Origin of the sequence: Lactobacillus johnsonii, from assembly GCF_014058685.1 — a bacterium.
Taxonomy (GTDB): domain Bacteria; phylum Bacillota; class Bacilli; order Lactobacillales; family Lactobacillaceae; genus Lactobacillus.
The window spans coordinates 1020827-1036501 of sequence record NZ_CP059055.1 but is presented as its reverse complement, the minus strand read 5'-3'; the positions used below and the strand labels follow the sequence as shown (position 1 = coordinate 1036501).

The following is a 15675-nucleotide window of genomic DNA, read 5'->3' as shown; positions in this document are numbered from 1 at the left end:
GAAGGTAATATAATGAAAATAGACGCATTTGCACATATTTTAACGCCTGATTTTTATCAGACCATGTTAAAAATTGATGCTACAATTCCACAAAAATATCCTTTTATAAAGATAGAAACTCTCGTTGATTTAAATCAAAGAATAGCTAATTGGCCGGATAAAAATACTAAGCAGGTAATTTCATTTGCTAATATCAATCCAGAAGACTTTGTAGATGAAGAGAAAGCTAGTCAAATTGCACAAGAAGCAAATCAAGAACTGTCTACTATCATAGCTTCTTATCCTGATTATTTTGAAGCGGGAGTAGGGATGCTAGCGCTAAATAACGTTCCTGCTTCGCTCAAAATCTTAGAGAAGATTAAGGCCGATAAAAACTTAGTTGGCGCACAGATTTTTACTCGTCATTTAGGTAAAAGCATTGCTGATTCTGAATTTGAACCAATTTTGTTGAAAGCAGCTGAACTACATCTTCCTTTATGGCTACATCCCGTTTTTGATAATCGAAAACCAGATAATAATCTAGTATTTTCTTGGGAATATGAACTATCGCAGGCTATGTTGCAACTAGTACAAAGTGATATCTTCAAAAAAGCACCTGACTTGAAAATTTTAGTTCACCATGCAGGGGCTATGGTTCCATTCTTTAGTGGTAGAATTAATCATATTTTAGATCCAGAGCATGCTGAGATGTTTAAGAATTTTTATGTTGATACGGCTATTTTAGGTAATACGCCAGCTTTACAATTAACAATAGATTATTTTGGCATTAATCATGTCTTGTTTGGAACTGATGCTCCGTTTGCAGTGATGCCAGCAGGAGCTGATGAGATTGTATCTAATGCAATTGAAAATCTAGATATCTCGGATTTATATGATAAAAAGATCTTTGAAACTAATTATTATCATATGCTTGAGAGACAATAAGGGAGAGAGTGAGTATTATGAATGCAAATGAAAAAATTATCGCACTAGTTAAGCCTGAATATTTAAATAAAATACCTAAGATTTTTCGTAAGCACGCAACTGAAAATACTTTTAAATTAATTGCTAAGGAGCATCCGGATTTATATAAAGCTTTTGAAGAAGAAGCTAGTGCAGAAGAAAAAGAAGAAATGAAAAAAATAGTGAACGGTATTTTCGAAGAACGAATGAAAAAACATAAAATGTTGTAAAAAAGCAATCTTCAGCATTCATGCTGTTGATTGCTTTTTTTGTGCATAAAATAATAGCTCATATTTCTATTCATGCTTACTAAGTGATACATTAAAAATGAAAGAATATAGGTAGATTGGAGGACTTAATATGTATAATTTCGATCAAGAACCAGAGCGGCGTCACTTAGTTGATGAAGCTGGACTAAATAGCTTTTTAAGTAAAATTTACGGCTATATGGCTCTCGCTGTTTTTGTATCTGCTCTGAGTGCTTACTTAACGATGACTGTATTTGCTAGACAAATGGTTTCTTTAATGGTTCATCATCCCTGGACGATGTGGCTTTTATTATTAATTCCGATTGTTCTAACATTTGCAATTAATTTTCAGGCAACAAGAAATCCAGTAGCAAGTTTTATTTTACTGATGGTGACAGCGATTATTTATGGAGTAACTTTTGCTTTTATTGCAGGCACATATACAGGGCAAGATATTGCTTCTGCTTTTGTCGCATCTGCAACGGTCTTCGTAGTCATGGCCATTTTAGGTACAGTTACTAAGAAAGATCTAAGTAGGTGGGGCTCCTACGCGTCAGCAGCATTAATTGGTTTAATTGTAGCGATGTTAATCAACATGTTTTTAAAGAGTTCAGCAGCTAATTACATCTTTTCATTCATTGCAGTTATTATCTTCACTGTTTTAACTGCTTGGGATGCACAAAGAATGAAGAACATCTATTTACAATTTGGTGGTGAAGTTTCTGCGAATGGATTAGCCGTTATGGGAGCTCTTCAGTTATATCTAGACTTTGTTAACCTATTTTTGCAATTCTTAACTATTTTTGGCTCAAATGATAATAATAATTAAAAACAGTGTTTATTATTGTATTTATTGCATTTTTAGACTTAGAATGAAGGAGAATGAGTAGAAAAGGGAGGACTTATAAATGACAGAAGTTCCAACTATTACATTAAATGATGGCAATAAAATGCCTTTACTTGGTTTAGGCGTCTTCCAAATACCAGATCATGAAAAAGCAAGACAAACAGTAGAGATGGCGTTAGCAAACGGTTATCGCATGATTGATACTGCAGAAGTATATGAAAATCAAATTGCTGTAGGTGAAGCAATTGCAGAGAGTGCAGTTAATAGAGACGATATTTTCTTAACTACAAAAATTTGGGTTTCAAACATGTCATTTAAAAAAGCTACTAAAGCAATTGATCATGACTTAAAAGAATTAGGAACTGATTATTTAGACTTAGTATTACTTCACCAACCATATGGCGATACATTCGGCGCTTGGAACGCTTTAGCTGCTGCTAAGCGCGCTGGTAAAGTTCGTTCAATTGGTTTATCAAACTTTTATCCTGATCAATACATGAACTTAGAGCTTGCTCATGAAGATAAGCCAGCAATTAACCAAATTGAAATTAATCCATGGTTCCAACAAACTAACGATGTTAAATTCTTTCAAGGAAGAGATGTAGCTGTAGAAGCTTGGGCTCAATTTGCAGAAGGTAAACATGATATTTTCAATAATAAGACATTGAAAGAAATTGCTGAAGCTCACCACAAGACTACTGCTCAAGTTATTTTGCGTTGGCTAACCCAACAAGATATTGTTGTTATTCCAAAATCTGTTCATGAAAAACGTCAAAAAGAAAATCTTGATATTTTTGACTTTGAATTAACTAAAGATGAAATGGATAAGATTAAAGGATTAGATAAGGGCGTAAGTCAATTCTTTGACCACCGTGACCCAGCAGTAATTGATGATATTTTCGGAGAAAGCCTAAAGCAATTACGTGATTCAGAATAGTCAGTAACATTAAGACAATAGAGATAGATAGAAGCATGGTTTATGTTTCTATCTATTTTTTTATTCACTATAATCTTAATCCCAAATATGATATTTTAAAGATAATCAAAACCATAAGAAAGTAAGGTGTAAGAAATGGAAGAAAATACTAAAAATATGCTAGCAGGATTACCTTATCGTCCCGACACAGAAGAGTTAAGAGCTATTTCGACAAAGGCGCATCGCTTAAGCCGTGATTATAATCAAACAGCAGATGAAGATAAGGAAGTAAGAAAAGCAATTATTGATAATTTATTTCCAGAGCATGGAGAAGGAGTTTACCTTCAAGGACCAATTGAAGTAGATTACGGTAAATTTACAAAATTAGGTAAAAATTTTTATGCTAACTTTAATTTGACTATTCTAGATACTTGTCCAGTTACTATTGGCGACAATGTAATGTGTGGTCCTAATACTTCATTAGTAACGCCGCTGCATCCCTTATTGCCAGAGCAAAGAAATGCGCGCTTGCAAGCAGATGGGAAGATAGCAGATATTGAATATGGCGCACCAATTACAATTGGGGATAATTGCTGGTTAGCTAGTAATGTAACTGTTTGTCCAGGAGTAACGATTGGAAACAACTGCGTTATTGGAGCTGGCAGCGTAGTTACAAAAGATATTCCAGACAACTCTTTAGTTTTGGGGGTTCCAGGCCGAGTAGTTAGAAAAATCACTGAGAAAGACCACCTAGATAATTATCCATATTAATTAGATGCTAAAATTGCATCTTGCGAACATTTGTTCAAATAAAGTATAATACTTATGAAAAAAGACTGTTGAGGAGTTTGCCCTAAACAGTCTTTTGTTCTGATTATTTATTTTTAGCATTCTTTTTTAGTAATCCATGAGACTTTTTGTACCAATACCATAGGCCAAAAGGAACGATATTTTCTTCATGGTTAATTAGGCGCTTGATATTGGAGCGGTGTCTTACAAAGAGCAAGATCATCATAATTCCTGTAATGATTGTAAGAAAGATATCATGAAACCAGAAGGAACAAATGAAGATGATAACTATTGAAACCAAGCTTGATAAACTTACATATGAAGTAATAAATAGCATTGGTAAAAATACTAAGGCACATAGTCCAAAGAACTTTAAATTGTAACCCAGAAAGACGCCGGCGCTAGTTGCTACCGCTTTTCCGCCTTTAAATTTTAGAAAGATGGAAAAGGTGTGACCTAGAATGGCACAGGCACCAGCAATTAGTAATAAATACTTTGGTCCCTTTAGGTGGAAAATTAATGGTAAATCTGTTGCAAGTGTCCCTTTTAATACATCAATGACTAAAACTGCACTACCTGCTACAGGTCCCATTACTCTAAATGAATTGGTTGTACCAATATTTCCTGATCCAAAGTTTCTTATATCTTCATGAAAAAATATCTTTCCGACTAACACACCTGTGGGAAAGGATCCAATCAAGTATGCTAAAATAAAAATTAGTAAATAATTCAACGTAGACATTCACTGTTCAACCCCATTTAAAATCTAAAGCTATTTTAACAAAGATTATAATAGCTGTGGGGTTGATTTTGATTGTCTGTTAAAAATGGAGGCATTTATTTGGCTAAAGCAAATAAAACTACCAGTTCATATGATGATTCTTCGATTCAGATTCTTCATGGGCTAGAGGCAGTAAGAAAACGTCCAGGAATGTATATCGGTTCAACGGATCGGCATGGGTTAAATCACTTGATTTATGAAATCGTTGATAACTCAGTTGACGAAGCAATGGCTGGTTATGGTAAAGAAATCAATGTAACTATTCATAAAGATAACTCAGTTACGGTTCAAGATTTTGGACGTGGAATGCCAACAGGAATGCATGAATCAGGAATTCCAACTATTGAAGTTATCCTTACTGTGCTACATGCAGGTGGTAAGTTTACCGAAAAGAATTATCAAACTTCTGGTGGTTTACATGGAGTAGGTTCTTCTGTTGTAAATGCACTATCTTCTTACTTAAAAGTAAGAGTAGTCAGAGACGGTCAAGCATATGAAGAAGAATTTGAAAATGGTGGTCATCCAATTGGTACGCTTAAGCATTTAGGCAAGACTAAGGATAAAAATGGTACTACTATTACTTTTAAACCAGATCCAACTATTTTTTCTACTACCACATATAATTACGAAACCATTCAAGAACGAATTCGTGAGTCAGCTTTTCTATTAAAGGGTGTTAAGTTCACACTAACTGATGAACGCGAACCAGAACATCATGATGAGTTTTTATATGAAGATGGAATTAAGTCATTTGTATCTTATTTAAATGAAGACAAAGATACAATGGGAGATGTTTTTTACTTTTCTGGTAAACAAAATGGAATTGAAGTTGAATTTTCAGGCCAATACAATGATGGATATTCCGAAAACTTTGTTTCATTTGTAAATAATGTTCGTACAGCTGATGGTGGTAGTCATGAAGCTGGGGCACGTAGTGGGTTTACAAAAGCTTTTAATGATTACGCTAAAAAGCAAGGGCTATTAAAGAATAAGGATAAGGGTCTAGAAGGTAGTGATTATCGTGAAGGCTTAAGTGCAGTATTATCTGTTAAGATTCCAGAAGAATTACTAGAATTTGAAGGACAGACTAAAGGAAAACTTGGAACTCCGCAAGCTAGAAGTGTTGTGGACAGCATTGTTTATGAACAGCTTTCATACTATTTAATGGAAAACGGAGAATTTGCTCAAAGCTTAGTTCAGAAAGCACAAAAAGCAAGGGATGCACGTGAAGCTGCTAAAAAGGCCAGAGATGAAAGCAGAAGTGGTAAAAAGAGACGAAAGAAGGAGATTCTTTCAGGAAAATTAACTCCTGCTCAATCACGTAATCCAAAGAAAAATGAGTTATTCCTAGTCGAAGGGGACTCAGCCGGTGGTTCCGCAAAACAAGGAAGAGATAGAAAGTTCCAAGCTATTTTGCCATTACGAGGCAAGGTCTTAAATACGCAAAAAGCTAAGTTACAAGATATCTTTAAAAATGAAGAAATCAACACCATGATCCATACGATTGGTGCAGGTGTTGGGTCAGATTTTCAGATTAAGGATGCAAATTACGATAAAATCATTATCATGACAGATGCGGATACTGATGGTGCCCATATTCAAATTTTGCTTTTAACTTTCTTTTACAGATATATGCGTCCAATGGTTGAAGCGGGTCGTGTGTATATTGCTCTGCCTCCTTTATACAAATTACAAAAAGGTAACGGAGCAAAAGCCAAGATTAAATATGCTTGGACTGATGAAGAATTGAGCGAAGACTCTAAAGACATGGGTAAGGGTTTTGCTTTGCAGCGTTTCAAAGGTTTAGGTGAAATGAATGCTGATCAATTATGGGAAACAACTATGAATCCTGAAACTCGTACCTTAATTAGAGTTAAGATTGACGATGCTCAACTTGCTGAAAAGCGTGTAACAACCTTAATGGGAGATAAAGTGGCTCCTAGAAGAAAATGGATTGATGAAAACGTTAAATTCCGTATGGGTGAAGACGGATCAATTCTAGAAACAAGTAGAGATTAAGAGGTTATATTTTTAAATGACACAAACAAATGAAAGAATTAGGGAATTACCTCTTGAAGAAGTTATGGGTGAAAGATTTGGACGATATTCAAAATATATTATCCAAGAACGTGCTCTCCCAGATATTCGAGATGGCTTAAAACCAGTTCAACGTCGTATTTTTTATGCGATGTATAAAGATAATAATACATATGATAAGCCTTATAAGAAGGCGGCAAAAGCTGTCGGTAATGTCATGGGTAACTTTCACCCTCATGGTGACAGTTCTATTTATGGGGCTTTGGTTCACTTATCGCAAGATTGGAAAATGCGTGAACCTTTAATCGAAATGCACGGTAATAATGGATCGATGGATGGGGATGGTCCAGCAGCCATGCGTTATACCGAATCTCGTTTAAGTAAAATTTCTAATTTACTTTTACAAGATATTGATAAAGAAACTGTTCAAATGATTTTGAACTTTGATGATACAGAGTATGAACCAACAGTTTTACCGGCCCACTTTCCTAACTTATTAGTTAATGGATCAACAGGTATCTCAGCTGGATACGCAACTGAAATTCCACCTCATAATCTTGCTGAGGTTATTGAAGCAGCTGTTTATCTGCTAAAGCATCCCGATGCTACAACAGATGATTTGATGAAATTTGTTAAGGGACCTGATTTTCCAACAGGTGGCATTGTCCTAGGAACTAAGGGCATTAAAGAGGCCTATGAAACTGGTCGTGGAAGAATTCAAGTTAGGTCTAAGACTACAATTCAAGAAATTAAAGGCCATCGTCAGCAAATAGTTGTAACCGAAGTACCTTTCGGCGTAAATAAAGCAATGATGGTTAAGAAAATTGACGAAATCCGTTTAAATAAGGAAATTGACGGTATTTCAGAAGTAAGAGATGAAACTGATCGTCACGGCCTTTCAATTGTAATCGAACTTAAAAAGGGTGCTGATAGTCAAAACATCTTGAACTATCTATTTAAAAACACTGACTTACAAGTTTCATACAATTTCAATATGGTTGCTATTGATCGTATGACTCCCGTACAAGTTGGATTAAAGCGTATTTTATCTTCTTATTTAGCACATAAAAAAGATGTTGTAACTAAGAGAACAGAATTTGATCTAAAGAAAGCTAAACAGCGTCTAGAAATAGTTGAAGGTCTTATTCATGCCTTAGATATTTTAGATCAAGTAATCAAGACTATTAGATCTTCTAAAGATAAAAAAGATGCTAAAAAGAATTTAATTGCTAAGTATGACTTCACTCCTAATCAAGCGGAAGCTATAGTTTCTTTGCAGTTATACCGTTTAACTAATACTGATGTTAACCAACTTAAAAAGGAACAAGCAGATTTAAATAAAAAAATCGAAAAGTTCAATGAAATATTAAGTGATAATAAGGTTCTTGAAAGAGTTGTAGTTAAAGAATTAAATGCGGTAAAAAGAGAATTCGGTTCACCAAGAAGAACAGAAATTACTGCTAAAGCAGCTAAAATTGAAATTAATGAAAAAGCTCTAGTAGCTGATGAAGATGTACGAGTATTAGTAAGTAAAGACGGCTACTTGAAGCGTTCATCTCTTCGTTCATTCCAATCAACCGATGATGAAGATAATGGATTACCTGCTGGTGATAAGGTTGTGTTTGAAAAGACAATGTCTACCTTGGATAACCTTTATATTTTTACTAATAAAGGAAATCTAATTTATCGTCCGGTACATGAATTAATTGAAACGAAATGGAAAGAAACGGGGCAGCACCTGTCTCAAGAAATTGGTCTTGATAGTGATGAAGAAATTATTCGGGTGTTTGAAGTTAATGATTTAAAGGCCAATTTAAACTTTTTGATTGCTACCAACGATGGATACATTAAACAAGTTACATTAGCAGATTTACAACCTACTAGAACATATAAGTCTCGTGCAATTACTGCTATTAAGCTTAAGAGTAATGACAGTAAAGTTGTCCGCATTGATCAAGTTCAACCTGATAGTAAGCAAGAAATAACTCTAATTACTAACCAAGCATATGCAGTAAGATTTGATATTAGTGAGATACCTACATCCGGCTCAAAAGCAGTTGGTGTTAAATCCGTTAACCTTAAAGATGATGACTACATAGTAAATTATGTTTTAGCTGATCCTAAATATATTGATTTAATTAAGATTGGAATCATCACTCAACGGGGAGCGTTTAAGCAACTAAAACTTAGCCTTATAAATAAAGTTACGCGTGCAAAACGAGGTGTCCTTGTACTACGTGAACTTAAGACTAAGCCTCATCGAATTATGGCAATCAGTAGTTATGGTGAAAATCATATTCTCCATCTGAATACTTCTAGTGATCGTCATATTGAACTTAACACTTCTGAATTCCCATTGGGCGACCGCTATTCAAATGGATCTTTTGTACTAGACCCAATGACAGATAGGACTCCTGTCTCGTTAACGCTTGGCCGACCAATTGCAGATGGAAGAGATAAAACTGAAGATTTATTTTAATTAGTTAAAAACTAAGGATAATGATTGAACTGTTATCCTTAGTTTTTTTATTAAAATAAGAATTATAGGAAAATAGTATGCATTTTATGCAAAATTTTTTATTATTATTGGCACAGGTGTTATTATAAAAAGTGTGAGATGAATATTAAGCTTTAATAAAGGACTATCAGAAAATAATTAGTTGTATTTAAAAATCTTATTCATTAGCTATTATTCCAGATTTATATAAGAGGTATTCAATTATGAAAACAAATACTGATGCGGTTTTATCCGCGAAATCGTTACGTTACTTTCTTCAATTAATTGATAATATGAGTTATACGCAAGCAGCTCAAATTTTAGGTATTACTCAGCCGGCCTTAACGCAACAAATTAAAAAGCTTGAACGAGCAGTTGGGTCACCATTATTTGGCCAAATGGGCAAAAAATTATATTTAACTGATGCTGGCCTAAAGATGGAAGAGACAGCAAAAGCACTATTTTCAACAGTTAATAATGCTGTAGACAGTATTCAGCAATACACTAAATCAGATACCGGAACTATTTCTTTAGGAATATTATCTACTATTGAGGCAAGAGTAATTGATCAATTCTTAGTTAAATTCAACCATAAATATCCTGATATAACATTACATGTGGGTTTCTATAATAGGACAGAACTTTGGGATAGACTAGATAATAATCAATTAGATTTAGCAGTTCTTTACATGCCAGATCATAATTCAACTGTGAAGAACATGAAACAGTATATGGCAAAACAAATTTATCCTGAAGAAGTTATTTTCTTAACTCACGATCCAGAAGATGAGTTTAATAAAACAACTCAGCATAAATGGGTTGCTTATCCTAAGGACTACTACTTACCACAAATTGTTCGTCGCTTTTATGCTAGTGAGTTTCCAAACAATGAATTAAATACTACGGTAACATTTACTGCTCCATATCAATTAATCAAATTTGCTGAGCAAACCGACTATAACACTTATGTCTCCAAGAGTTTTTATAAGGCACACAAAGCTGAAATTACATTATCTCCAGTAAAGACAAAAAGTGAGACAAACTTTGAGAGTTGTTTTATTTATCGTAAAAATAAGAGTGAAATACCTCGACTAGTCAACTTCTTAAAAGAGTGGGATAAGTTTATTGAAGAAAAAGATTATGATAGTAGACTAGAGGATATTAAAGTTAGTATTTAGTTTTAAGGCATTCTTTTTATAGTAAAAGGATGCCTTTTTAATGCGTGATAGATTTGCTTAAGTTTAACTTTTAATCTAAAATAATTAGGTAGATATAATTTTAAAGGAGCTCTATATAATGGCAAAAGAATTGATTTTTGGTCACCAAAATCCTGATACAGATGCAATCGGAACAGCAATTGCATACTCATACTTACAAAATAAGTTAGGTTACGATACCGAAGCTGTTGCTTTAGGTGAAGCTAATGATGAAACTAAGTATGCTTTAAATAAATTTGGTTTTACCGCACCTCGTGTTATTAAAACTGCTTCAAATGAAGTTGATGCAGTAATGCTTGTTGACCATAACGAACCTCAACAGAGTGTTTCTGACATTGATAAGGTTAAAGTAACTCATGTAGTTGATCACCACCGTATTATGAACTTCAATACTGCTGATCCTTTATACTACCGTGCAGCTCCAGTTGGTTGTACCAGTACCATTATGTGGCAAATGTACAACGAAAAAGAAATTGAAATTCCACAAGATATTGCAGGAATTATGCTTTCAGCTATTATCTCAGATACTTTACTCTTAAAGTCACCAACAACTACTGACCAAGATAAAGAAGCTGTAGTATCTTTAGCAAACATTGCTGGTGTTGACTACAAAGAATACGGTCTTAAGATGCTTAAAGCTGGTACTAATATTGCTGACAAGTCAGAAGAAGATCTAATTGATTTAGATGCTAAGAGTTTTGAATTAAACGGTAGCAACGTTCGTGTAGCACAAATTAACGTTGTTGATTTACCAGAAGCCTTAGAACGTAAAGACGCTTTCTTAAAGGCTATGGATGAAGCTTCTAAGCGTGAAGGCTACGATATGTTTATGCTTTTAATTACCAACATTCTTGATTCAGATTCAGAAGCTTTAGTAGTAGGTAGTGATGAATCAAAGGCTAAATTTGAAAAAGCATTTAACGCTAAATTATCAGATTCAGAGGTTAAGTTACCAGGCGTTGTTTCAAGAAAGAAGCAAGTTGTTCCTCCTTTAACTAATGCTTTTGAAGCTTAATTATTTGGTTTAATTTAGAAAAAGACAGGTATGATCCTTTCATACTTGTTTTTTTATTTAGTAGAGGAAAATGAAATCATCAATAGAAGTACTAAAGAATGTTTTTGGTTATACAACTTTTCGTCCCGGACAAGAACGAGTTATTGAGCAAGTTCTTAAAGGAAGAAATGTTTTAGCTGTAATGCCAACTGGAGCAGGAAAGTCAATGTGTTATCAGATACCAGCATTGGTTAACCCTGGTGTAACGTTGGTAATATCTCCTTTAATTTCCTTAATGAAGGATCAGATAGACTCTCTAAAACAAAATGGCATTAATGCTGCTGCTTTAAATTCAGCAACTCCTCAAGAAGAAGTAAATCCAATCTTGAGACAAGCCTATGAAGGAAAAATAAAACTTTTATACATAACTCCTGAGCGACTAGCAATGGATTATTTTCGCTATCAATTAAACTTTTTGGATATTTCTTTAGTTGCAGTAGATGAAGCCCATTGTATTTCTCAATGGGGCCATGACTTTAGACCTGCGTATCGCCAAATTATGGAGGGAGTAAAGTCAATTAAAAGCCAGCCTAACATTTTAGCTTTAACAGCAACGGCAACCCCTTCAGTGCAGAAAGATATTGCAGATCAATTAAATATTCCGGCTGAAAATTATGTTATTACTTCATTTGCAAGGCCAAATTTGAGCTTCAAGGTAGTAGATAATCCTAAAAATACTAACTTATATCTTTTAGATTATATTAAAAAGCATCCCAATCAATCAGGGATTGTGTATGCGAGTACAAGAAAAAATGTTGAAGAGTTGACTGACTATTTAGCTCAAAATGGAATTTTAACAGCGAGTTATCATGCTGGGCTATCTAATAAAGAAAGAGCCGATGTACAAGATGCCTTTCAATTTGATAAGGTCCAAGTGATTGTTGCAACAAATGCTTTTGGTATGGGAATTGATAAAAGAAATGTTCGATTTGTAATTCACGCTAATAGTACTCCAAACTTAGAATCATATTATCAAGAAGCCGGGAGAGCAGGCAGAGACGGAGAGCCATGTGAAGGAATATTAATTTATCACCCGAAAGATATTAGACTATATCGTTGGTTTATTGAACAATCTGATTTAGATGATGAATACCAAAAAATTCAATATCAGAAATTAGCTGCAATTACTAAGTACGTCAATACAACGGAATGTTTACAACAATTTATCGTCAGATATTTTGGTCAGACTTGCTCTCCATGTGGCAAATGTTCTAATTGTTTGGGAACATTTATTGAAAAAGATATTACTGCAGAAAGCAAAAAAATCATTTCAACAATTTATGAACTTGATGGATGTTTTGGCAAAAATGTAGTTGCCGATGTAGTTACAGGTGCCAATAATCAGCGCATGCGAGAAATTCGGGCATCTAATTTTAAAAATTATGGTAGTTTGAAGTTGGGGAAGAGGGCTGCCTTAGACTTAATTAATTATCTAATCAGTCATAACTACTTGGAGCTAACAGATACTCAATATCCTGTAGTTCATGTAACTAATTTAGGATGGGACGTTTTAGATGATAAAAAGCAAGTAAGTCAAAAGATTTCAAAAAATATCAGAAAATCAATACAACTTACTAATCAAATTTCAGAAAAGGAGAATAATCTATTCTTGCGTTTAAAGGAAACACGCTTAGAGTTAGCTAAAGAGCAGGGAATACCAGCATTTTATATTTTCTCTGATAAATCATTAAGAGATATGGCACTTCAAAAACCTAAAACAAAAACAGACTTTTTGAATATTTCAGGTGTTGGTCAAGCAAAATTAAAAGCATATGGGCAAATTATGCTTGATACCATTAGAAAATATTTGAAAGAAGAAATAGATTAATGAAGTGTCTAGTAATAAATAGTAGAATAGACTAGAACAGATTAAAAATAGGAGGACTAAAATGGAATATCCACAATTAGACCTTGAAAATGTAAAAGGTCCAAAAGCAGTAATTAAAACTAATCATGGAGATATTAAAGTTCAATTATTTGAAAAAGATGCTCCAATGACTGTAGAAAATTTTGTTCGTTTAGCTAAAAAGGGTTACTATGATAATACTACTTTTCATCGTGTAATTAGTGACTTTATGATCCAAGGTGGTGATCCAAAGGGTGACGGTACTGGCGGTGAGAGTATCTGGGGACATCCTTTTGAAGATGAGTTTTCAAATAAACTCTTTAACTTACGTGGTGCACTTTCCATGGCTAATTCTGGTCCTAATACTAATGGTAGTCAATTCTTTATTGTTCAAAATAAGAATGTGCCTAAACGAATGATTAAGGAAATGGATGCAGCTGGCTATCCAAAAGAAATTGTAAAAGCATATAAACAGGGTGGAACCCCATGGTTAGATGGTCGTCATACAGTTTTTGGTCAAGTAATTGATGGTATGGATGTCGTTGATGAAATTGCAAAGGTTCCACGTGATAAGGCAAATGATAAGCCTAAAGAAGATGTAATTATTAAGAACATTCAGATTGAAGATTAATTCGGTTAAAAACATGGTCTACCTTGATCATGTTTTTAATTTGGGCTTATAACACGGGGGTTAAATATGAATATATTTACTAATGATAAGTATCGGCCATCAGAATCACGTATTTTAGCTACATCCTTAACTTTTTCAGCTGGTTTTATTGATGCTTATACTTATATTCAACGAGGACATACTTTATCTGCAGGGCAAACAGGAAATGTTATCTTCTTTGCTTCAGCATTTGCGGATCACAATATAGCTGGTATGTTAAATAGAGCAACTACATTTATTGCATTTACTTTAGGGTTATTACTGGTAGGTCTTTTTCATAAATACGTAAAAAGTAATTATTGGCGGGTATTTTGTCTATTTCCAATTTTACTTATTTGCTTAGGAGTAGGCTTTGTTCCTAAAACTGTTCCGAATTATTATGTCGTGCCCGTAATTGCCTTTGGACTGGCTGTTCAAAATGCTTCCTTTAGTAAGATCGAAGGTATGGGGTATAATAATGCATTTACAACTGGTAATTTAAAAAAATCTGTCGTTGCCTGGAGTGCATATTTCTTTGGTGAAGATAAATCTCAGCATAATGCAGCTGTTAACTACATGCTTTTAGTTATTGCTTTTGCATTTGGAGCCATTGTGTCAGCATTACTTCAAAAAGTATTTCTCTTAAAAACTATATGGTTTGCAGTATTACTTCTGGGAACTATTAATATTGTTTATACAATTTCATTAAGTAAACGAAAAAAATTAAATTTCAAAAATGACTAGTCGTTAAAATTTTTAGTACATGTTTAAAAATCTCACTAGATTAAACCGGTGAATCCTCAGTTCAATCTAGTGAGATTTTTTATTTAGAAAAAATAAGTGGTAAGGATTAGAAAAAAGGAGCTAATAAATCATAAAAGTATAAATTCGTATAATGTATATTATGTAAAGTAGTATATAAAAATTATAGAATATATCAAAAGTACCTTGTTTATATGTATTATGTTTTAGGCAGTTAAATCTTTATCAACATATCTAAAATAATTTTTCTGGGTTAATTAGATTCTTACTAACTAAAAAATATAAGTTAAGGATTTTTATTTTGAATCTTCACTGTAAGCTTAAGTAAAAATTTTTATAGCTATGTCTATCTCTTATCTATAACTTTGTGATGCTGTGGCGGCCATTCTATGGCTTTTAAAATAATTATTGGTTAGCAGTTAATCGATTTGATTTAAATTTTCTGTTATATGTCCTATGCAAAATGTTTGCTATTGCCAGAGCTTATTTGTGGATTTAAGCTAGTTGTACAAGTATTCTCAGATAAAAGCTTAGATAGGATAAGTATATTTTATCTTGAACTTATGATATTTTGAAAATAATTGAAATATAAGGGATTGCTAGATTTTATAGTTCTTACTGAATATGATTATGGTAATACATAGAGTAATAAATTAGGACAATATTACTCCTGGCTGGGGCAATAATACATGATTTTTCATTAAAATTACCTTTCATTAAAATTATTGTTTTAATGAAAGGTATAGATGTATATCCTATAAAATATGGATTTTTAATTCATTCAAATCGATCTGTTTTTTCTTTTAAAGTTAACTTTTAAAATTTTGTTTTGATCCCAACAGCTACAAATTTATTTTAACCATATGTAATTCAGTCCGATATTTAAATATTTTACTATATCATTTTTGAACTAATACTTTTTATTCTCCTTTAATACTCTTATTCAGCTTATGTTTATCTCCTATTTTAACCTTAACTTCTCATACATTATAGTTAATTTTATTATTCATGCTTTGAAACTACGCTTATTTACAGCAATAATTGCTTTTTACTTAATGATTTTTCTTAAATACCCTTTATTTATACTAAA

At 33.3% G+C, this 15675-nt stretch carries 13 protein-coding genes; 12 read left to right on the top strand and 1 reads right to left on the bottom strand.

Annotated features, from left to right (window positions below; translation table 11 throughout):
- Positions 1 to 12: 12 nt before the first annotated feature.
- The 5 genes from H0I41_RS04840 (at position 13) to H0I41_RS04820 (ending at position 3724) form a co-directional block, all read left to right on the top strand.
- A complete protein-coding gene (locus H0I41_RS04840) occupies positions 13 to 924 on the top strand; it encodes an amidohydrolase family protein (RefSeq protein WP_135014256.1) in 912 nt (303 codons plus the stop codon).
- A gap of 17 nt (positions 925 to 941) precedes the next feature.
- Positions 942 to 1172, top strand: a complete 231-nt coding sequence (locus H0I41_RS04835; protein ID WP_014567488.1) for a hypothetical protein — start codon at positions 942 to 944, stop codon at positions 1170 to 1172.
- Between the two features lie 130 nt (positions 1173 to 1302).
- A complete protein-coding gene (locus H0I41_RS04830; RefSeq protein WP_086874882.1) occupies positions 1303 to 2019 on the top strand; it encodes a Bax inhibitor-1/YccA family protein in 717 nt (238 codons plus the stop codon).
- Positions 2020 to 2098: 79 nt separating this feature from the next.
- Positions 2099 to 2974, top strand: a complete 876-nt coding sequence (locus H0I41_RS04825) for an aldo/keto reductase (protein WP_086874883.1) — start codon at positions 2099 to 2101, stop codon at positions 2972 to 2974.
- 135 nt (positions 2975 to 3109) lie between these two features.
- Complete coding sequence (locus tag H0I41_RS04820; protein WP_086874884.1) at positions 3110 to 3724, top strand: sugar O-acetyltransferase; 615 nt, start codon at positions 3110 to 3112, stop codon at positions 3722 to 3724.
- Between the two features lie 103 nt (positions 3725 to 3827).
- On the opposite strand, the gene plsY is transcribed toward H0I41_RS04820, so the two are convergent.
- Entirely contained in the window at positions 3828 to 4484 is a 657-nt protein-coding gene (plsY, locus tag H0I41_RS04815; protein WP_011162006.1) for a glycerol-3-phosphate 1-O-acyltransferase PlsY, read from the bottom strand.
- A gap of 99 nt (positions 4485 to 4583) precedes the next feature.
- Between plsY and parE the strand changes: the two genes are divergently transcribed.
- The 7 genes from parE to H0I41_RS04780 all read left to right on the top strand — a co-directional run bounded on the left by parE (position 4584) and on the right by H0I41_RS04780 (position 14567).
- Positions 4584 to 6542 carry a DNA topoisomerase IV subunit B gene (gene parE / locus H0I41_RS04810; RefSeq protein ID WP_004897336.1) on the top strand — a complete coding sequence of 653 codons (1959 nt, stop codon included), beginning with the start codon at positions 4584 to 4586 and terminating at the stop codon, positions 6540 to 6542.
- 16 nt (positions 6543 to 6558) lie between these two features.
- The gene (gene parC, locus H0I41_RS04805) at positions 6559 to 9039 is read left to right on the top strand and encodes a DNA topoisomerase IV subunit A (protein WP_135014255.1); all 2481 of its coding nucleotides are present in this window, start codon (positions 6559 to 6561) and stop codon (positions 9037 to 9039) included.
- A gap of 242 nt (positions 9040 to 9281) precedes the next feature.
- Entirely contained in the window at positions 9282 to 10235 is a 954-nt protein-coding gene (locus H0I41_RS04800; RefSeq protein WP_135014254.1) for a LysR family transcriptional regulator, read from the top strand.
- A gap of 118 nt (positions 10236 to 10353) precedes the next feature.
- Positions 10354 to 11289 carry a manganese-dependent inorganic pyrophosphatase gene (locus H0I41_RS04795; protein WP_004894829.1) on the top strand — a complete coding sequence of 312 codons (936 nt, stop codon included), beginning with the start codon at positions 10354 to 10356 and terminating at the stop codon, positions 11287 to 11289.
- A 70-nt stretch (positions 11290 to 11359) separates the two neighbouring features.
- Positions 11360 to 13156: a DNA helicase RecQ gene (recQ, locus tag H0I41_RS04790; RefSeq protein WP_182094487.1), complete on the top strand. Its 1797-nt coding sequence runs from the start codon at positions 11360 to 11362 to the stop codon at positions 13154 to 13156.
- A gap of 61 nt (positions 13157 to 13217) precedes the next feature.
- Complete coding sequence (locus tag H0I41_RS04785; RefSeq protein ID WP_004894833.1) at positions 13218 to 13805, top strand: peptidylprolyl isomerase; 588 nt, start codon at positions 13218 to 13220, stop codon at positions 13803 to 13805.
- A gap of 66 nt (positions 13806 to 13871) precedes the next feature.
- The gene (locus H0I41_RS04780) at positions 13872 to 14567 is read left to right on the top strand and encodes a YoaK family protein (protein ID WP_135014253.1); all 696 of its coding nucleotides are present in this window, start codon (positions 13872 to 13874) and stop codon (positions 14565 to 14567) included.
- Positions 14568 to 15675 lie beyond the last annotated feature (1108 nt).